The sequence below is a fragment of the Streptomyces gilvosporeus genome, from assembly GCF_002082195.1.
GTDB classification, from domain to species: Bacteria; Actinomycetota; Actinomycetes; order Streptomycetales; family Streptomycetaceae; genus Streptomyces; species Streptomyces gilvosporeus.
In genome coordinates this window covers 8132828-8151822 of the sequence record NZ_CP020569.1, presented here as the reverse complement: position 1 = coordinate 8151822, position 18995 = coordinate 8132828, and the positions used below count along the sequence as shown (strand labels likewise).

The window sequence follows — 18995 nt, the reverse complement described above, 5'->3', positions numbered from 1 at the left end:
TCAAGCCGCGCACCGCCACCTGGACACGGCGCTCACCCTGACCACAGCGACCGCACCGCAGCAAGCGAGCCAGCATGACACCCGCCCCGCGCCGGTCCAAGTAGCCATATCTTGGCACCACCCCGTCACACAACCCCACACCGGACACCTGGCCATCACCCCCGGCACACCGTCCGGAACCCCAGTCCACGTCTGGGTCGATGACACCGGACAACTCGTCTCCGCCCCCGAGACCACCATCGAGCCGGCCGGGCGCGCCGCAGAGTCGGCCGGGCCCGTCCTGCTCGCCTCCGTCGCCGCGGCACTGGCCGGCAGTGTGCTGGTGCACCGGAGGCTCGGCCGCCGCGACGAGCAGGCGTGGGCCCGCGAGTGGGAGCGCGTCGAACCCGATTGGTCCGGCCGCCGCCGACACGACGCCGACGACTGGTGAACGCGCCCGCCGGCTGACCCGGTGGTCCGCCGCGTGCGGGAAGCGGACCTCTTCACGGAGGCGGTGGGCCACGGCCTGAGTGCCCCGGGGTCGAGGGGGGCCGCGATCGTGCCTGCTACTTCGCCGGCGGAGTGGACCGCGGCGCCAGCACGGCACGGAAGTCGTCGCCCCCGCATTCGGATGGTTGAGGGCAAGATCCGGACCACACACGGACCAATGCTCCGCCGACAGCAGGCACAGTTGCCGATTCAGCAGGTCAGCACCACGATGAGCGCTGTACCACCAACAGACGAAGAACCTTCTGGCGTCCTACTCGCCGAAGAAGCTCGGCTTCTTCTAGAGGAGCGAAGTCCGGTGCCTGGAGAGGACGTTGCCCTCTCCAGGCACCTCCCGAAGGGCGCACCGCCACCGTGACCCGGGTCGCATAGGATCCGGACATGGGGAATCCGACCTGTTTCCACGCCGCACCGTCTTCGTGCCTGGAGGCGACATGACCAGCGCCCTTCTCGTCATGGACGTCCAACGGGCCATCGTGGACATCGTCGACGCCGACTCCGGGTACCTGCCCCGCCTGCGCAGGGCGATCGACGGCGCCCGGGCGGCGGATATCCCCGTGATCTACGTGGTCATCGCCTTACGTCCCGGCTTCCCGGAAGTCGGCACGCGCAACAGGGCTCTCAACGGCATCGCACGGGCCGGCCTCTTCGTCGAGGGCGCCCCAGGCACCGAGATCCACCCCGACATCGCGCCCCGGCCGGGCGACGTGGTGGTCACCAAGAGACGGGCGAGCGCGTTCTCGGGCAGCGATCTCGACGTGGTGCTGAGGGCACGCGGCATCGACAGCCTCGTGCTCACCGGCATCGCCACCAGCGCCGTGGTGCTGTCCACCGTGTGCCAGGCGAACGACCTGGACTTCGGCCTCACCGTCCTCTCCGACGCCTGTCTGGACACCGACCCGGAGGTGCATCGGGTCCTCGTCGAGCGACTGTTCCCGCAGTGGGCGGATGTCGTCACCGTCGACGAATGGGGCAAGACAATCGCACCTCGATAGCAGCCGACCAGATGCCCGGCACAGTGGGCCTCGGCGGCTGACGGACCGTCCGCGTCAGGCCACGGCAGGTGTGTAGTGCTCGGCGTCACCGCCTTCGAGGGCGCGGCTGGTGGTGCCGTCGATGCCCACCGGAGCGTCCCCGGCGACGGTCACCCGGTGCAGCAGACGCGGCAGGTCGCCGTAGTCGTCGGGGGCGTAGTGCTGGGTGCTGCGATTGTCGAACAGAACGAGGTCGCCCGGTGTCCAGGCCACCCGGACGATGTTCTCCGGCCGCGTCACATACGACTGGAAGATCCGCAGCAGATCCCGGGAGTCGGCGGGGCCGAGGCCCTCGATGGTCTGCGCGAAGCCGCCGATGAACAGGCCCCGCTCCCCCGTCTCGGGGTGTACGCGGACGACCGGGTGCGTGGTGCGGTATGTGCGCGACACGAACTGCTTGCGGTGCTCGGCCGCCTTGTCGTTCTTGGGGGCGGCGTAGTCGTAGTCGTTGGTGTGCACCGCCCACAGCTTGTCCGCCAGCTCGCGCAGCGGCTCGGGCAGGTCCTGGTAGGCCGCGGCCGAGTTGGCGATCAGCGTGTTGCCACCGTAGGGCGGGACGACGATGCTGCGCAGGGTCGACGCCTTCGGGGGTGTGCGGACGAAGGTGACGTCGGTGTGCCAGTGGTTGGCGCGGATGCCCTCGTCGCCGTCGACCGGCAGGATGTTGGGCTGCCCGTCCACGGACGGAACGGTGGGGTGGGCGGTGGTGAGTTCGCCGAAGAGGGAGGCGAAGCGCAGCTGGGCCGCGTCGTCCAGGTGCTGGCCGCGGAAGACCAGCGCCTTGTGTGCCAGCAGCGCCGCGTTGATCTCGGCGATGAGCGCCGGTTCGAGGTCGGTGGAGAGGTCGACGCCGACGATCTCGGCGCCGATGCGGCCGCCGATCCGGCGGATGTCGAAGCCTGTGCTGGTGCTCATGTGCGTATTCCTTTCGGGGGTTTCGGCTGTGTCAGGGGATGGTGGGCAGGGAGTGGTGGGCAGGGAGTGGTGGGCAGGGAGTGGTGGGCAGGGAGTGGTGCGGAGGGAGGTTCGTCGGAGCCGGGCGGGTCATGCCGGCTGCCCCTCGGTGACGGGGCGGGCACGCCGGCCTGCGGGGCGCGGCAGACCGTAGTGCTCGCGCAGGGTGCGTCCGGTGTACTCGGTGCGGAACAGGCCCCGGTCCTGAAGGATCGGCACGACGTGGTCGACGAAGTCCTCCAGGCCGCCCGGCAGATACGGCGGCATGACGTTGAATCCGTCGGCGGCTCCCTGGGTGAACCACGCTTCGAGCTGGTCGGCGATCTGCTCCGGCGTCCCGGCGAACACCCGGTGGCCGCGCCCGCCGCCGAGGCGCGCGATGAGCTCGCGCAGGGTCAGCCCGTCGCGCCGGGCCAATTCGGCGACCAGCGTGAAACGGCTCTTGTTGCCGTTGATGTCCCGCTCCTCGGGCAGCGCGGGCAGCGGACCGTCCAGCGGCAGCCCGGTCAGGTCGGTGCCGAGCATCCCCGACAACTGGGCGAGTCCGTACTCCGGCACCTGGAGGTCGGTCAGCTCCTGCTCCAGGGCGCGGGCCTCGGCTTCCGTCGAGCCGATGACCGGGCAGATCCCGGGCAGGATCTTCAGGTCGTCCTCCGCACGCCCGTAGCGGGCGAGGCGGTTCTTGACGTCCTTGTAGAAGGACTGCCCGTCGGCGAGGGTCTGCTGTGCGGTGAACACGGCCTCGGCGTACTGGGCGGCGAACTCCTTGCCGTCCTCGGACGAACCGGCCTGCACCAGCAGCGGGTGACCCTGCGGGCTGCGCGGCACGTTCAGCGGTCCCTGTACGGCGAAGTGCTCGCCGCGGTGGTCGACGGGCCGCACCCTGCCGAGGTCCGCGTAGATCCCGCGCTCGCGGTCGAGCAGGACCGCGTCGTCCTCCCAGCTGTCCCAGAGCTTGGTGGCGACGTCCACGAACTCGCGTGCCCGGTCGTAGCGCAGGCCGTGTTCGAGGTGTTCGTCCCGCCCGAAGTTGCGGGCCTCGTCGACCGTGCCGGAGGTGACGATGTTCCAACCGGCGCGCCCGCCGCTGAGGTGGTCGAGGGAGGCGAACTTCCGGGCGGTGTGGAAGGGTTCGTTGAAGGTGGTGGAGACGGTGGCGATCAGGCCGATGTGTTCGGTCACCGTCGCCAGGGCGGACAGCAGGGTGAGCGGTTCGAAACCGCCGAGCGCGTTGTGTTCGACCTTGCCCCACAGGGCCAGGCCGTCGGCGAAGAAGATCGAGTCGAGCTTGCCGCGTTCGGCGGTCTGCGCGAGTTCCTGGAAGTAGCGCCGGTCGGTGACGCGTTCGGGCTGGGTGCGCGGATGGCGCCAGGCGGCGTCGTGGTGGCCGGCGTTCATCAGGAAGGCGTTGAGATGAAGGCGGCGGGGGCTGGCTGGGGGCATGGAGAGCTCCTCCGGGTTCCTTGCGCGGGGGCGGATACGGACGTCAGCCGGTCGCGGGGACGCGCCACGAGCTGAGCCGCTTCTCGACGGCCACCAGCAGCTGGTTGAAGGCCACTCCGATGACGGAGATGGTGACGATGCCCGCGTACATCTGCGGGATGGCGAAGTTGTACTGGGACGCGTTGATCAGATAGCCGAGACCGGCCTTCGCGCCGATCATCTCGGCGGCGACCAGGACGACGATGGAATACGCCCCGGCCAGCCGGATACCGGTGAAGATCGTCGGTACGGAGGACGGCAGGATCACCTTCTGGAACACCCTCGGGCCTGACAGGTCCATGGACTTCGCCAGCCGCAGCAGGGTGGGGTCGACGGTGCGTACCGCGCTGATGGTGTTGAACAGGATCGGCCATGCGCACGCGTACACCACGATGGAGATCTTCGACGTCTCGCCGATGCCGAGGAGCAGGACGAACACCGGCAGCAGGGCCAGCGCGGCGGTGTTGAGGAAGACCTGGAGCAACGGGTTGAGGAGATCGGCGACGGGCCGGTACCAGCCGATGAGCAGGCCCAGCGGTACGGAAACGGCGACGGCTATGCCGAATCCGCTGAACGAACGCACCAGGCTCGCCTCTGCGTTGTCGGCGAGCTGACCGTTGGCCACCAGCGCCCACCATGCCTGGGCGACCTCGCTGAACGGCGGCAGAAACGTCCGGTCCACCAGGCCGAAGCGGGGCGCCAGCTCCCAGGCGAGGAGCAGGGCGACGATCGCCGCCGACTTGGTGGCGCCGGCCAGGACCCCGCGCAGGATCCGGGGCAGCACGGGCGGGCGGTGGGGGCGGGGCCCGCCCGGTTGCGCACTCGGCGGGCCGGCCGTGGGCTCCTCGGTGGACGGCGGCGGGGTGGCGGCGGTCGGCGCGGAGAGTTCCTCCGGGGTCGTGACCCGAGTGCTCGCCTCGCTTGCCAGGCTCATACCGAGACCTCCTCCTTCTCCAGCAGCTGGGTCCTGGTCACCTCGTCGTGCAGAAGCGTCCAGATCTCGTGTCGGTACCGTGCGAACTCGGGGCTGGACCGCAGGTCGTCCGTCTCCGTACGGGAGTCGAAGCCGATCGGCACGACCTGCTTGATGCGACCGGGCCGGGAGGTCATGACGGCCACCCGCTGACCCAGGTAGACGGCCTCCTCGATGCCGTGGGTGATGAAGACGACGGTCTTCCCGGTGCGCTGCCAGATGCGCAGCAGCTCGTCCTGGAGCGACTCCCTGGTCTGGGCGTCCAGTGCGGCGAACGGCTCGTCCATCAGCAGGACTTGGGGGTCGTAGGCGAGGGAGCGGGCGATGGCCACGCGCTGGCGCATACCGCCCGACAGCTCGTGCGGGTGACGGTTCTCGAATCCGGAGAGCCCGACCAGGTCCAGATACTCACGGGCCCGCGCGGCGCGCTCACGCCGTGGCACTCCGGTCGCCTCCAGGCCGAACTCGACGTTGCCCAGGGCGGTGCGCCAGGGCAGCAGGGCGTACTGCTGGAAGACGATGCCGCGGTCCAGGCCGGGTCCGGTCACCGGAACCCCGTCCAGGAGGATGCGTCCGGCGGTGGGCCGGGCGAGCCCGCCCAGCAGGTCCAGGAGCGTGGACTTGCCGCATCCGCTGGGGCCGACCACGACGACGAACTCCCCCGCGCCGATCCGCAGGTCGACACCGTCCAGTGCGGTGAACTCGCCGTCCCCGCGCGCCGGGCCGCGGCCTTGGCCCCTCCCCTTCTTGGCGGGGAAGGTCTTGCGCACCTGCTCGAACTCGATCTTGGCTGTGGTGGGTGCGGACATGGGATCAGCTCCCGCTCTTCGAGGTGGGCCCGCCCGTGGACGACTTGTCCTTCTGGCCTTGCTTCTGGCTGTTCTTCGGGCTGTACGCGTTGAATTGGTTGGTGTAGAGATCCGACGCCTTGACCTGGCCCTTTTCGATGTCACCGCGTTTGGCGAGCCAGTCGATCCACAGCTGGAGCTCCTTGTCGGTGATGCGTCCGCCGGTCTCGGCGACGCCGAAGGACTTCCAGTACTTCAGCGCAGCGGTGTCCTCGTTGCGGCCACGCCTCTTGACGATCTCGACCTGCCGGTCGATGACCTCTTCGCGCGGTCTGGCACGGGCCCACTCGATGGCGCGTGCGACACCCGTGACGAAGGTGCGCGCTGTGTCGGGGTTCTCCTTCAGGAACCGGTCGTTCACCACATACGTACCGGCGGAGAAGTCGCCGAGCAGCTGGTAGTCGGTGAACAGTGGCCTGATACCGCCGGTGTGCAGCGCCTTGTCGCGCAGGATGTCGCCGAGGACGCCCACGTCGATCTGCTTCTGCCGCAGCGACTGCTCGGTGTTGACCGGCGGCACCACCAACGGCTCGACCTTCTTGATGTCCGCCGGTGACAGCCCGTGGCGTTGCAGGTAGATGTCGAGCATCGCCTCGGAGTGCGCGCCGAGGGTGTTCATCCCGATCTTCTTGCCGATCAGGTCACGGGCCGAGCGGATCGGGCTGTCCTGGAGGACGTAGAAGCCGTTGTAGGCGGCCTTGTCGACGCCGTAGTAGCTGATGACCGCCGTGATGGGCGCCTTGCGCGCGGCGAGTTTGACGACGGCTCCGTTGAACGCGCCGCCGAAATCGACCTGTCCGGTGGCCGCCGACTGGATGTCCTGCGGCCCGCTGATCGTGTTGCCGACCCACTTCAGCTTCACGTCCTCCAAGAAGCCGAGGTCCGCGGCCAGTTCGGGAAGGATGACGGACCCCGCCCAGCCCTGGTAGCGAAGGGTCCTGGTCTGATTCTTGGCCGCGCCGCCACCCCCGGTACCGCAGCTGACCGCGACCGCCGAGAGGCCCAACAAGGTGAGGAATTGTCGTCGGCTCGATGCGGTGGTGAGCGGGCTGAGGGAGCTCATGGCGGGGTCCTGTTCGAGTCGGTGGTGGCGCGGGGAGGCACGCGTACGGCGTCGGCTACGGACGCGACGCGGCGAGGTGAAAGGCGGCAGAAGGGGGTGGACGTCGCCGAGCCGCTGTTCCGCTTCCCGAGGACGTAAAGATCGCCCGAGAGGCGAAAAGCGAAAGGGGAACGCGAAGGGTGAGGCACCCTGATTCGGGCCGGTGAACGCGCCGGAATCAGGGGTCGCTCAGGAGGTGACGCTGGTCGGCAGCTCTAGCAGCCAGCGGCACAGATGGCACTGGCCTGGCGTCGAAGATCGACGTGCAGGCGTGCGGTGAAGTTCTCCGAGAAGCTCACACTCGGGAGGCTGACAGCGAATATCAGCCACGTCAATGTGGCAACGGCCGTCGTCTCATTTTCTGATTCCCCCGCCACGCGCGCGCAGCATGTCGTTCACAATCGACGCGGGAGGGGCGGCAGCACCGGGGTTCCGGGTGGCGTCGATCGACCTTCTGCCGGCGGTGAACACCGGCCCGACCGGGCTCGACGATCACTACAGTCCCGTCCCATGACGACGGTTACCACACGCACGGTCGAGTACCCGGCCGACGGCTTGACGATGGTCGGGCACCTCGCGCTCCCGGCCGGTGCCGACCGCCGGCCCGCGGTCCTGGTCGGGCCCGAGGGGCCGGGGCTGAACGACTTCCAGCGCCGCCGGGCCGACGCCCTGGCCGAGCTGGGGTACGTGGCGCTGGCCTTCGACATCAACGGCGGGCGCTGGTTCACGGACCCCGAGGAGATGCTGGCGCACACCACCCCCCTGCTCGCCTCCCCCGACCGTATGCGGGGCATCGGCCACGCGGCGCTCGACGTGTTGCGCGCCGAACCGCGGACCGACCCCGACCGGATCGCCGCCGTCGGTTACGGCACCGGGGGCGCCATCGCGCTGGAACTCGGGCGCGACGGCGTCGACCTGCGCGCGATCGGGACGGTCAACGCTCTGACCACGGGCCGTCCGGGCGAGGCGGCGCACATTCGCTGCCCGGTGTGGGCCGGGGTCGGCTCGGAAGACCCGATCATGCCGCCCGCGCAACGGGACGCGTTCGCCGCCGAGATGCAGGCCGCGGGCGTCGACTGGCGCCTCGTGGTCTATGGCGGCGCCCTGCACGCCTTCCACCATCCACCGGTCGACCACACCGTACGCCCCGGCGTCGGCCACCACCCACGGCACGCGCAGCGGGCCTGGCAGGACGTCGTCGACCTGCTCGCCGAATGCCTGCCCGTCACGGAGTGATCCGGTCGGCACCAACTGGCCCCGCGCACACGGCACTTCAGGGACGCTTCACTGTCGTGCGCTGCGTAGCGTGAGAATGTATGTCGCGGTGAGCGCAACGGCACGGTCCTCGTCATGTGACAGCTCTGCGAGGGCGCGTGTCGTCGTGTTCCCCGGAATGTCCGCGAGCGCCTGTGTCAGCCGTCGACGTGCAGGCGATCCCATGGCGCTGCGGGAAAGGCGGTCGACGAGCCCGGTAGCGATCTGATCCGCCACCGCGGGATCCCTCGCCAGTGTGCTCAGTGCGTCGGCCGCGTCGGCGTCGTTCCTCTCCTCGTCGACCATGTCGAGGAGCGTCGGGACCGCGTCGGTCACTCCACGTGCCCCGAGTGCCAGAGCCGCGTACCCGCGGACCACGATGTCGGGGTGCGTGAGGGCGTCCTTCAGCAGTGCCGTCGCCGTACCGTTGGGAATCTCGGCGAGGGACTGGACGGCGCGTTTCCGCACCTCGGCCTCGGGTGAGCCGAGGCCCTCCGCCAGCAGCGCCGGCCCGTCCTCGCCCGCTTGCGCCAGAGCCCAGCGAAGGGCTCCGGCGACGTGCGGGTCCGACTCGCTCAGCACGGCCTCCACCAGTGCTTCCACCGGCACCGGGTCTTCCTCGACCGCGGACAGGGCCGCGCGCTGCCGCGCCCCCGCGCTCTTCGACCCCAACGCCTGGAGGAGCGCGACGATCTGGAGGACGTCCTCCCAGCCGGCGGGTGACGCGGCACCGATCCGACGGAGTCGCGTGAGCAGGTCCGTCTCCGCCGCGATACGGTCCCGCGTCTGGCGGATGAGGTCGTCGACGAGCTCCGTGGGCGCGAAGCCGGGGTCGTCGAGCGCGCGCCCGACGTCGCGCAGCGACAGCCCCAGCGACCGCAGGCTCTCGACGTGGAAGATGCGCCGGATGTCCTCGCCGGAGTACTCGCGATAGCCGGCGCCGGTACGCCCCGTCGGCCGCACCAGGCCGAGCGATTCGTAGTGCCTGAGCATGCGGGCGCTGACCCCGGACCGTCGCGCGACATCACCGATCAACACTGCCTACTGCCCCTTCTGGCCGGCCCCGCCCAGGGCTACGGTGCGCTTCGCCTCCTCGATCGCGAACTCGAATCCGGCATCCGGGTCGCGCCACAGCCGTTCCGTGGCGATGGCGTGCGTGCGCACGCGAGGGTCGGGATCCGTCGTCGCGGCGGCCAGGGTCGGCAACATCGCCTTCCCGAGCGCGATCAGTGCCCGGCTGAGGCTCAGCTGCGTCTCGCGTCCGCCGCGCCCGAGCTGCGTCGCCAACCCTACGGCCAACGCGCGCTCCGCACCTTCGGGCACGAGCACGACCGCTGCCCGCCAGGCGCTCCGCGCCACCTCGTCGTCCGCGTCGGCCAGCAGCGCCGGGGTGATCACCGGCCACGCCTGCCGGTCCCCGAGCTTGGACAGCGTGTGCAACGCCTGGCTCCGGGCCTGCGCGCGCTCCGAGCCGACTTCGTCGACGAGGACCGGGACCGTCATCGATGCCGCGTGGCGGGTGAGTGCCCAGGTCAGCATTTCCCGTACGGAGAACTCGGGTTCCACCGCGCATCGCTCGACGAGTGTGCCGACGAACCCCGGGTCCGGGGCCGTGCCGACCGCCAGCGCCGCCCGTAGCCGGACCGACGCGTTGTCGTGCTCCAGCCCCCGGAGGGCTCGCGTGGTGTGCGTGTCCTCTTTCGACATGGTCATCAGGACCACCTCCTCGGCCACAGTGAAGGGCTTGTCACTGTGTCAAGGTCAAGCAGCGCCAGGCCGGTCGTCGGCGGCTCGCTTCGCGTGGAGCGGCGGGGACCGGAGACGGCGCATCAGCCCGCCGTGCCGGTCCCCGCCCTCATCCTCAGGAGCGGTCAGGCGCCGGCAAGGAGGTGTCCACCGGCGCCGCGGGAGCGTCCTTGGTGCCGGGTGGTCTGCTGCTGCGGTTGAAGACGGTGATCGAGACCATGATGACCGCGAACCCGATGATCTCCGAGACGGTCGGACGCTGGCCCAGTACGGGCCAGGCGATCAACCCCGCGGCGATCGGCACGCCGTAGAAATACGACGCCACCCGGTCCGCGCTCTCCGAACGCATCAGGACGAACAGCAGGCTGAGCGCACCGATCGACACACCGACCGACATCCAGAGTTCCGACAGCAGCAGCTCCGGTGTCCACCGGATGACGCCCTTCTCGAAGATGAGTCCGCCGATGAGCATGACGACTGCCGACGAGCCGGACTGAACGCATCCATTGATGAGCAGATGGGCGCCGGGATTCTTCATCTGGTAGTAGAACTGCCCGGCGGACAGCCCTACCAGACCGAGGAAACCGAAGGCGATATTGGTCGGGGTGAGCCCGGATGACGACTCCAGGCCCCGGTACACCGTAATGGCGACACCGACCACCCCGCCGATCAGGGCCAGCACCGACAGCAGCCGGACCTTTCTCGCGGTCACGACGGAGACCATCAGCCACACCAGAATGGGTTGCAGCGCGATGATCAGTGCCGAGACCGCCGGGGTCATGCCGTGGTAAAGCGCGTAGAACACCCCGACGGAGAACACACCCTGGAGCAGGATGCCGCTGAGGATGAGGTGGACATAGCCCGAGCGTGGCCAGCTGACCCTCAGGCACAAGATGAGGACGAACAGGATAACTGCGGTCGCGCCGAACCGGATGGCCAGGTAGAAGAAGGGCTCCGCATAGGGCAGGCCATAGCGGCCCCCCACAAATCCTGATCCGTAGAGGATGACGAACACCAAGGCGATCAGCGAGACCTTGAGGTTCTTGGTCTCGCCGGTCACTGACGCATTCCCACCTTGGAGTCGAAAGTGACCGTGGTGGCGTGCGGACGGAGCGGACCCGATGCTGTCGGGGTGCCGGCGAGTCGGCCGGCCAGCTCGTACTCGTTGACCAGGCCGATGATCTCGTTCTTCAGCACCGCGATCGCCTTGGGGTAGTCGGCGTCGTCCACGGCGAGCCGCGTGCAGGGCGCGGTCGCCTGGGACGCCTTCTGCAGCGTGCTGATGCCGTATATGCGGGACAGGATGCGCCCGAGGATCACGATCTTTTCCTGGGACGGCGCGTCGGCGATATGACTGAGGTTGATATCGGTGAGGTGGCAGAAAGCGTCTTCCAGATAGCCGAACCGGCCGATGAACTCCAGCGGTGAACGCAGCCCGGACCGCTGGAACTCCCGCAGGAACAGATTCGCCAGGTGCTGGCACAACAGGTCGTTCGTTCCGTCAAAAATGGTGTAGACGCGCGCATCGAGCATGGCGTAGGCGGCGATGTTGTCCGGCGCGCCCGTCCGGTACCCTTCTCCGCCGCACAGCTGCTGGTAGTCGATGGCCGATTCCAGCATGAATTCGGAGGCCAGCACCTTGGTCGCCAGCGAGGCGAACATGCTGTTCTCCAGGTCCGAGTAGTAGTCCTCGGCCAGCATCAGATGCCGGTACAGCGCATTGCACACGACGTAGTTCTGCTTGATGCGGCTGACCTTGTACCGCACGTAATCGATGTCGTGCAGGGTGCCGTCGCCGATTTTCCTGCTGTTGACATGCCGCAGGGACTCCGTGCTCAACCGGCGCAGGAAACCGCTGGCCATGGCGGCCTTGCTGAACCGGGACCCGCAGAGGATTTCGGCGGCGTCGCCGAGGCTCTCCCTGGATTTGGTGAGCCGGTAGTGGCGGGGCACGCTCAGGTCCAGGGTGTTCAGTCCGTACCCGAGGTTCTTCAGTCCCAGGCTGTCGTAGACCTCGGTGGTGACGAATCCGCCGTCGGATCGCCTGTGGGCGAAGTAGGCGAATTCCTTGCGCTCCGGATGCTTGGCGCAGATGATCCACCAGTCCGCCTGCTCGCTGAACGCCTGCCAGTGCTTGGTTCCGGTGATCCGATACGTGTCACCGTCGTCGTGATACGTGGTCTGCATGCGTGCGAGGTTGGAACCGCTGCTCGGTTCGGTGAAGGCGAGCCCGCCGATGACGGGGTTGCGGCGGAAGTCGTCGAAAACCTCTTCCTTCAGCGCGTCATCGCCGCTGGATGCCACGTTGCGGAGGAAGAGGACGGTCACGATCATCGTGTACATGCCCAGCGGCAGATTGCGCTCGGACATGATTTCAATGACTTCGCACATCTCCTGGTGACTTTCCCGGCCGCCGTACTCGCGCGGGATGGCCGGTAAGTAGATGCCGAGGTCGACGAGCTTCCGCAAGCCTTCCCGGGACAGCGGCTCCTGCGGCAGCCGGGCGCTGTCGAACTCGTCGATACTGCGCCGGAAATTATCAAGGAACTCGGCCGACCCGAGGTCGACCAGCGGGTTGCGCGACACACTCAAGGCAATAGTCCAATCTCAGCTGGCAAGTTGGTTCCGGTGCTACAGCGCGCTCAGTTCGGCTCGTAGGTGATCCGGAATGCTGGCAGTGGCTTCTCTTTCGTAATCGAAGTGGACCATGATGCAGGTTCCGTGGGCGACTTCGGCGCCATCCTGTGTGGCGATCTGCTCGATAGTGATCGAGGTGTTGCCGACCTTTGCCACCTTCGTCTCGATGACGACGTCGACGGACCCCAGAATCTGCCGGGTGAAGTCAATCTCGTACCGGCGCAGAATGAGCGCGAGGTCGCGCATGTTCGGTTCTTTGCTGAACAGCCGGAAAATCGGCAAGCGGCCGTGCTCGAACCAGACGGGCAATGCCGAGTTCGTGACATGGCCGAGCACATCGACTTCGGAGAAGCGCGGCGAAATGGTCACCTTCACGTTTCTGCCCCTCAATTGGTTCAGTCGTTCGAGTTGTTGACAGTGTCTCACCGCTCACCTTCGGCCGGGTGACACACCAAGATTCCCTCGGGTGTGATGTGCGACACGAAGAGAGCCGTAACGAACGCGCCGCCCGATGCTGAGCGGCAGCGGCGAACGAAGTCAACTGGTTTTCCGGGGTGGTGGGTCCACGGGTACTGACGGCCGTCACACAGTGTGCATGGCAACTCGACTCTGCGAGAACGGACCGAAGGCACCGCCGGCGCGCGTACCTAATCTCGTCAACGGCAATGCGAAATGACATAAACGGCCTCACGAGAAACCAGCGAATTGTTCCCGCGCTTCACGGCGCCGCGGATGCAACCACCGTGCAACGTCGTGAGGAGTTCACTGGGTTGCTGCTTCGTGGCGACGAGGGGAGGACGTGTGATGCGGGAGGACGAGGTGGCGGACGACGTACGGAAGGCCCCGGAGGCTGTGGTGGCCGGTGGGGCGGAGGTCGGGCGGATCGGGCTGACCGCGGCGGCCGATGAGTTGCTGCGGCTGCTGCGGGCGCAGCACGGGCCGCTGATGTTCCACCAGTCCGGCGGCTGCTGCGACGGGAGTGCCCCGATGTGCTATCCGGCCGGGGAGTTCCGTACGGGAGCGTCGGATGTGCTGCTGGGGCGGCTGGAGGTGCCGGGCGTGCCGGAGCCGGTGGGTTTCTGGATGTCGGCGGACCAGTTCGCGCGGTGGCGCCATACGCATCTGACCGTGGACGTCGTGCCCGGCCGGGGCAGCGGGTTCTCGCTGGAGGCGCCGGAAGGGGTGCGCTTTCTGATCCGGTCGCGGCTGCTCACCGATGAGGAGCGGACCGCACTCGGGGAGTGAGGGCCGGCCAGGGGTGCACGGTCGACGAGCGGACGCGCAGCCGGTGGCGGGTGGCAGGGCGAGACCCCGCGCACGGGGGAGAACGCGGGGCCTCACTAAGGAGAACGGGCGGGCGGCGGTCCGGGTTCCCGAACCGGCCGGTATTTCCGGCCAGTTTTCGGGCCGCCTCGTCGCTTACGCCTCGTCCTGCACCAACCGCTCCAGCATGTCCTGGAAGTCCATGTCGACGACCACCCGCAGGCCGTCGCCGTGCGGCTCGCTCAATGGTGTCAGCACGCCGCGGCGCCACCAGTACACACGGGGACTGATCGCACCGGCCGCGTCCTCGTGTCCGGCCGCCGCGAACTGGGCCATGGCCTGGAGCGCCGGAATGACCTGGGCGTCCTGGATGCGGTGGAAGGCCAGCTGGTGGCGGAAGGGGATCGCGACCAGGGCGCCGTCCGGGGTGAGTCCGGTGCCCATGAGGCGCTGGACCACTTCGTCCAGCACCAGCACCCGGCTCGCGGTGAAGAACGAGTCGCCGAGCAGCACCTCGAACGACGACCCGTCGCCGCGGCGTACCGTCTCATGCCCCTCGACCGGCAGCGCGCGCAGATTGTTCATGGCCCGGATCCGCAGCTCGGCGACGTCCCCGAGATCGGCCAACGAGTCCTCGCTCAGCGTCTGCACCGCCTCGGGCAGATCGAGCGCCAGCACCTCGCGCAGACCGGGTGCGTGCTCGCGGCCGTAGCGGAAGGAGTCGGAGGCGGGCAGCGTCTCCTGGGCGACGATCCGGGGGTAGAGGCAGGCCCGGATCTCGTCCTCGGAGAGGATCTCCAGCGGCTGCGGCCCGTCCATGGTGCGCAGCACCTTGCCGACGTGGTCGCGGACCAGCGCCGGCCAGCTGCGTTCGCCGCGCCGGTCGCGGTGGCAGACGGCGGCGAGGTTGCCGAGGCCGAACTGGCGGCCCGCGGAGTCGGTCACCACGCCTGCGTACGCGGTGACTTCCAGGCCCCGTTCGGCGAACGCCTGGCGGACCTGGGATCTGAAGAAGCCGCCCTCGCGCTCGGAGAAGAAGGTGAACTCGGCATCGCGTGCGAGGTCGCGGGAATCCCGCTTGGGTCCTCGGCGGAACAGGCCCATCTCTTCCTCCCGGCAACGGCCACGAACGACGGCCACGATGGGGCCGATCGTAACGGGTGCGCCCGCCGCCACGGTCATACTCCTTGCGCGGGGAGGCCGCGACGGACGCGCCGTGCGCCCGCGCACCTCCCCGCAGGTGGGACGCCGGTTCGCGCCCTCCCTGGCCAGAGCCCGGCCGAGGGGCCGGACGAGCCCCGGGGCCGGTCCGACGGGTCGGCCCTAGCCGCCGATGTTGACGTCGATGCAGGCGTAGAAGGCGTTGGCCGTATCGGCGATGTTCCAGACCGCGAGGACCTTCTGTTTGCCGGTGATACCGCCGAAATCGACCGTGTGCGAGACGGTCGCGGGCGGCTGCGCACCGCCGTCGTCGAATTCGGCGATCTTCTTGCCGCCGACGAAGTACTGCCAGGTGCTGGTTGAGTGACGGGCCGTCAGTTTCCAGCTGAAGGTCTGGGAGCTGCCGACCGGGGTGACCTGCCATCCCTTGGAGTCGTCGTCGAGTTCGGCGAACCGGCTGTTGCCGCCGCTGCAACTGGTCAGCCCCTTGGGTCCCTCGACGCTCTGCGGCTCCCATTTGATCGGGCCGCATTCGATGGTGCCGGCGGCGCACTGCGCCTGCCGGCTGGGCGGCGTGGACACATAGCCGTGGGCGCTGGCCGGGCTGGCCGGCATGGTGACGACGAGGAACGGGGCCACGGCGGCGCCGATGGCGAGGGCCAGTTTTCTCCTTTTGTTCATGTCAACTGTCAACCCTTTCGCGCTCGTTGAGGGGGGTGGGGGGTTGGGGGGTGGAGGACGCAAGGGTGTTCCCTGGGCGGCTCCCCGGATCCCCCGGGCACCGGCCAATTGGTCTAGACTTTAATGACTGTCCGTGTACCGTCAAGAGGCGTCGCAGCCACTGTGACTGCTGTCGCAACCCTTGTGACTGCTGTTGAAAGGGCATACGGAAGGGAGGAGAATTCTGGCCTGAGATGCCGCCCGTGCCGCGAGCGGAGGAGGCCATGACGTCGTCCGCTGCCCCGCCCCCCGCGAGCCCCTCCGGCCCCTCCGACGGGCCGGCGCCGTTCGGCACGGACAAAGGCCTCAGAGGCGGCGCGCTCGGACTGTTCTCCAGCACCGTGATCGGCCTTGCCTCCACGGCCCCCGCCTACAGCATGGCGGCCACCCTCGGCGTCATCGTCGCGGTCGTCGGTCTCCAGTCCCCGGTCGTCATCGTCCTGGCGTTCATCCCCATGTTCCTGATCGCCTACGGCTACAAGGGGCTCAACCAGGTCGACCCGGACTGCGGCACCACGTTCACCTGGGCGGCGCGGGCGTTCGGGCCGCACACCGGATGGCTGGGCGGCTGGGGCATCGTCGCCGCGGACATCATCGTCATGGCGAACCTGGCGCAGATCGCCGGGCAGTACGGGTTCCAGCTCATCGGCGCCCAGGGGCTGGCGCACAGCACGCTGTGGACCATGGTCGCCGGGGTGGTGTGGATCGCCCTGATGACCTGGATCTGCTACATCGGCATCGAGGTCTCGGCCAACCTTCAGAAGGTCCTGCTGACCGTCGAGGTGGTGATGCTGCTGGTGCTCGCCGTCACCGCGCTGGTGAAGGTCTACTCGGGTACGGCGCCCGGCCCCTCGACGCCTGTCGCCTGGGCCTGGTTCGACCCGACCCGGATCCGTTCGCTCGACGTGTTCACCACCGGCATCCTCACCACGGTGTTCATCTACTGGGGCTGGGACAGCTGTGTTTCGGTCAACGAGGAGACCGCGGACCGCACCCGTACCCCGGGCCGCGCCGCGGTCATGTCGACCGTCATCCTGCTGTGTGTCTATCTCCTGGTCGCCACGTCCGCACAGAGCTTCGCCGGTGCGGGGCGCACCGGTATCGGGCTGGCCAACCCGGCGAATTCCGCGGATGTGCTCTCGAACCTGGGCACCGAGGTCTTCGGCAGCGGTGCGGGCGGCCAGGCGCTGACCAAACTGCTGATTCTGATGGTGCTGACGTCGGCGGCGGCGTCCACCCAGACCACGATCCTGCCGACGGCCCGCACCACGCTATCGATGGCCACCTTCAAGGCGCTGCCCGCCCACTTCGCCCGGGTCCATCCCCGCTTTCTGACGCCGACGTGGTCCACCGTCGGGATGGGCCTGGTGTCCATCGTCTTCTTCGTCCTGCTGAGCCGGGTGAGCGAGAATCTGCTGGCCGACTCCATCGGTTCGGTGGGCCTGATGATTGCGTTCTACTACGGGCTCACCGGCTTCGCCTGCGTCTGGTACTTCCGCAAGGTGCTGCTCCGCAGCCCCCGCGCGCTGTGGACCAAGGGCATCATGCCGGGACTGGGCGGTGTGATGCTGCTCGGCTTCTTCGTCAACGCCTGTGTGGTGTACGCGGCCCCCGACTACGGCAGCACCTCGTGGACCCTGCCCTTCCCGCCGCACTGGCACCTCGGCGGGGTCTTCGTCACCGGCATCGGCTCGCTGGTCCTCGGCGCCGTGCTGATGCTGGTCTACCGGCTGATCAGCCCCGCGTTCTTCCGTAAGCAGGTCATCGCGGTCTCCGCGCACGAAGCGCACGAGATGCACGAGGCGCAGGAACGCGGCGGAGGCGCGTGAACCCGCACGGGATTGACGCGTGAACCCGCACGGGACGCAGGCATGCACACGAGACGCGCGACGAGGCCGAACCGACCCGGGATGCCGCTTCGATCCACCCCCTGACCTCGGCCGATGCGCCTTCGGATGCTGTCCGGTACACGACGTGTCAGTGTGGTGAGGAGGCCGCGAGTCGGCTGGCTCGGACCGCGGCGTCATACGCGTAAAGGAGCCCGACATGGCCACTCATGCCGGCGGAGCCCCCGTGGGCAACGCCCCCCGCACCCAAAGCGCCGCAGCGGAAGGCTGGACCGTCTTCGCCGCGGTCCTGATGATCTTCGGCGGCATCATGGCGATCTTCGAGGGCGTCTCCGCCATCGCCAAGGACACCGTCTTCGTCACCACCGCGCACTACGTCTTCCAGTTCAACCTCACGGGCTGGGGCGTCATCCACCTCGTCCTCGGCATCGTGGTCGCCCTCGCCGGCGCCGCGCTGTTCACGGGGGCGGCATGGGCCCGCATCGTCGGCATCGTGCTGGCGGGCCTGAGCATGCTCGCCAACTTCATCTGGCTGCCGCACTTCCCCGTGTGGGCGATCGTCGTCATCGCGATCGACGCTTTCATCATCTGGGCGCTGTGCCACGCACACGGCGTCATGGAGGAGTGAGTCACGGAAGAGCGGCGGGGCCCGGGGGACGGGGCTCGTGGCCCCGTCCGGTGGTTCCCCAGGAGCCCGATTCGGACGATCCCCCGCGTCGCCCGAATCGGGCAGCTTGACCGGAATCCCTGCTCTCAGCGGCAGACATCCGGTGCCTGCCGAGTATACTGGCTCAGAGCCAGTCAACGCAGGAGTACAGCATGTCCCCCCGGAGCGCCTCGGTCAATGAAGCGTTGCGGCGGCGCTCGCGGGAGCGGCTGCTCCAGGCGACCGTCGACCTGGTCGGCGAGCGCGGGTTCGAGGCGACGACGCTGGCCGATATCGCCCGGCGCGCGGGGGCGGCCCGCGGTCTGATCTCGTACTACTTCCCCGGCAAGCGCCAGCTGTTCCAGTCGGCCGTGCACCGGCTGATGCGTCTGACGCTCCAGGCCGCGCTGGAACGGCCGCCGCAGCCGAGCGGGCCGGACGCGGGGCGCGAGCTGATGGCGCGCGCCATCGACGCGGTCCTGGGGCTGGCGCACGACCACCCGCTGCTGATGCGGACCCATATGGCGGGAATTCTGACGGCCGAGGGATTCATCCAGTGCCCCGAGCAGCAGCAGCTGGCCCAGTTGCTGCGCGGGGTGGTCGTCGCCTACGGATCACCGCGGCCGGACGCCGACTACCTGCTGCTGCGAGCGCAGTTGATGGGTGCGGTGGTGCCGGTCCTGCTGCCCGGTGCACCCATATCGCGGGACCTGATGCGCGCCGAGCTGTTCCAGCGGTACGGGCTGGACTGGGGGTTCGGGGTGCCGCCGCACGAACGGCCGCCGGGCGCGGAGCCCGCCGGGGTTCCCGCACCGCCGGAGCGGGCGGGGCAGTGACCGGCG

At 68.6% G+C, this 18995-nt stretch carries 20 protein-coding genes; 7 read left to right on the top strand and 13 right to left on the bottom strand.

Features of this window, described 5'->3' with window-relative positions:
* Window positions 1-19 precede the first annotated feature (19 nt).
* A complete protein-coding gene (locus B1H19_RS41005) occupies window positions 20-430 on the top strand; it encodes a hypothetical protein (protein WP_435844053.1) in 411 nt (136 codons plus the stop codon).
* A gap of 490 nt (window positions 431-920) precedes the next feature.
* On the top strand, window positions 921-1481 hold the full coding sequence (locus B1H19_RS36000) for a cysteine hydrolase family protein (RefSeq protein ID WP_083109059.1): 561 nt from the start codon (window positions 921-923) through the stop codon (window positions 1479-1481).
* A gap of 54 nt (window positions 1482-1535) precedes the next feature.
* On the opposite strand, the gene B1H19_RS35995 is transcribed toward B1H19_RS36000, so the two are convergent.
* From B1H19_RS35995 to B1H19_RS40940, 6 genes are all read right to left on the bottom strand, one after another.
* The gene (locus B1H19_RS35995) at window positions 1536-2435 is read right to left on the bottom strand and encodes a TauD/TfdA dioxygenase family protein (RefSeq protein ID WP_083109058.1); all 900 of its coding nucleotides are present in this window, start codon (window positions 2433-2435) and stop codon (window positions 1536-1538) included.
* Between the two features lie 129 nt (window positions 2436-2564).
* On the bottom strand, window positions 2565-3917 hold the full coding sequence (locus B1H19_RS35990; protein WP_083109057.1) for an LLM class flavin-dependent oxidoreductase: 1353 nt from the start codon (window positions 3915-3917) through the stop codon (window positions 2565-2567).
* Between the two features lie 43 nt (window positions 3918-3960).
* On the bottom strand, window positions 3961-4890 hold the full coding sequence (locus B1H19_RS35985) for an ABC transporter permease (protein ID WP_083109056.1): 930 nt from the start codon (window positions 4888-4890) through the stop codon (window positions 3961-3963).
* Window positions 4887-5738, bottom strand: coding sequence for an ABC transporter ATP-binding protein (locus B1H19_RS35980; RefSeq protein ID WP_083109055.1), 852 nt, complete (start codon window positions 5736-5738; stop codon window positions 4887-4889). Before B1H19_RS35980 ends, B1H19_RS35985 begins: the two co-directional genes overlap by 4 nt.
* Window positions 5739-5742: 4 nt before the next feature.
* Window positions 5743-6840 (bottom strand): ABC transporter substrate-binding protein, encoded by a 1098-nt coding sequence (locus tag B1H19_RS35975; RefSeq protein ID WP_083109054.1) that lies wholly within the window; start codon window positions 6838-6840, stop codon window positions 5743-5745.
* A gap of 254 nt (window positions 6841-7094) precedes the next feature.
* On the bottom strand, window positions 7095-7178 hold the full coding sequence (locus B1H19_RS40940) for a putative leader peptide (protein ID WP_359109946.1): 84 nt from the start codon (window positions 7176-7178) through the stop codon (window positions 7095-7097).
* Between the two features lie 211 nt (window positions 7179-7389).
* Here B1H19_RS40940 and B1H19_RS35970 point away from each other — a divergent pair, with 211 nt between their 5' ends.
* The gene (locus B1H19_RS35970) at window positions 7390-8115 is read left to right on the top strand and encodes a dienelactone hydrolase family protein (protein WP_083109053.1); all 726 of its coding nucleotides are present in this window, start codon (window positions 7390-7392) and stop codon (window positions 8113-8115) included.
* A gap of 48 nt (window positions 8116-8163) precedes the next feature.
* On the opposite strand, the gene B1H19_RS35965 is transcribed toward B1H19_RS35970, so the two are convergent.
* The 5 genes from B1H19_RS35965 to B1H19_RS35945 all read right to left on the bottom strand — a co-directional run bounded on the left by B1H19_RS35965 (window position 8164) and on the right by B1H19_RS35945 (window position 12891).
* Window positions 8164-9171 carry a HEAT repeat domain-containing protein gene (locus B1H19_RS35965; RefSeq protein WP_083109052.1) on the bottom strand — a complete coding sequence of 336 codons (1008 nt, stop codon included), beginning with the start codon at window positions 9169-9171 and terminating at the stop codon, window positions 8164-8166.
* A 3-nt stretch (window positions 9172-9174) separates the two neighbouring features.
* On the bottom strand, window positions 9175-9846 hold the full coding sequence (locus B1H19_RS35960; RefSeq protein ID WP_083110086.1) for a HEAT repeat domain-containing protein: 672 nt from the start codon (window positions 9844-9846) through the stop codon (window positions 9175-9177).
* Between the two features lie 148 nt (window positions 9847-9994).
* Complete coding sequence (locus tag B1H19_RS39000) at window positions 9995-10939, bottom strand: DMT family transporter (protein ID WP_159028225.1); 945 nt, start codon at window positions 10937-10939, stop codon at window positions 9995-9997.
* Window positions 10936-12465 carry an acyl-CoA dehydrogenase family protein gene (locus tag B1H19_RS35950; protein WP_237289952.1) on the bottom strand — a complete coding sequence of 510 codons (1530 nt, stop codon included), beginning with the start codon at window positions 12463-12465 and terminating at the stop codon, window positions 10936-10938. Before B1H19_RS35950 ends, B1H19_RS39000 begins: the two co-directional genes overlap by 4 nt.
* A gap of 45 nt (window positions 12466-12510) precedes the next feature.
* A complete protein-coding gene (locus tag B1H19_RS35945; protein WP_083109050.1) occupies window positions 12511-12891 on the bottom strand; it encodes an acyl-CoA thioesterase in 381 nt (126 codons plus the stop codon).
* A 429-nt stretch (window positions 12892-13320) separates the two neighbouring features.
* Between B1H19_RS35945 and B1H19_RS35940 the strand changes: the two genes are divergently transcribed.
* Window positions 13321-13761 (top strand): DUF779 domain-containing protein, encoded by a 441-nt coding sequence (locus tag B1H19_RS35940; protein ID WP_083109049.1) that lies wholly within the window; start codon window positions 13321-13323, stop codon window positions 13759-13761.
* 174 nt (window positions 13762-13935) lie between these two features.
* Here the strand turns inward: B1H19_RS35940 and B1H19_RS35935 are convergent, their stop codons facing one another.
* Window positions 13936-14883 carry a DUF1444 domain-containing protein gene (locus B1H19_RS35935; protein ID WP_083109048.1) on the bottom strand — a complete coding sequence of 316 codons (948 nt, stop codon included), beginning with the start codon at window positions 14881-14883 and terminating at the stop codon, window positions 13936-13938.
* A 219-nt stretch (window positions 14884-15102) separates the two neighbouring features.
* Window positions 15103-15621, bottom strand: a complete 519-nt coding sequence (locus B1H19_RS35930) for a lytic polysaccharide monooxygenase auxiliary activity family 9 protein (protein ID WP_083109047.1) — start codon at window positions 15619-15621, stop codon at window positions 15103-15105.
* A gap of 263 nt (window positions 15622-15884) precedes the next feature.
* On the opposite strand from B1H19_RS35930, the gene B1H19_RS35925 reads away from it, so the two are divergent.
* The 3 genes from B1H19_RS35925 to B1H19_RS35915 all read left to right on the top strand — a co-directional run bounded on the left by B1H19_RS35925 (window position 15885) and on the right by B1H19_RS35915 (window position 18989).
* Complete coding sequence (locus B1H19_RS35925; RefSeq protein ID WP_083110082.1) at window positions 15885-17489, top strand: APC family permease; 1605 nt, start codon at window positions 15885-15887, stop codon at window positions 17487-17489.
* A 217-nt stretch (window positions 17490-17706) separates the two neighbouring features.
* Complete coding sequence (locus B1H19_RS35920) at window positions 17707-18135, top strand: DUF7144 family membrane protein (RefSeq protein WP_083109046.1); 429 nt, start codon at window positions 17707-17709, stop codon at window positions 18133-18135.
* Between the two features lie 191 nt (window positions 18136-18326).
* A complete protein-coding gene (locus tag B1H19_RS35915; RefSeq protein ID WP_083109045.1) occupies window positions 18327-18989 on the top strand; it encodes a TetR/AcrR family transcriptional regulator in 663 nt (220 codons plus the stop codon).
* The last annotated feature ends 6 nt before the right edge of the window (window positions 18990-18995 follow it).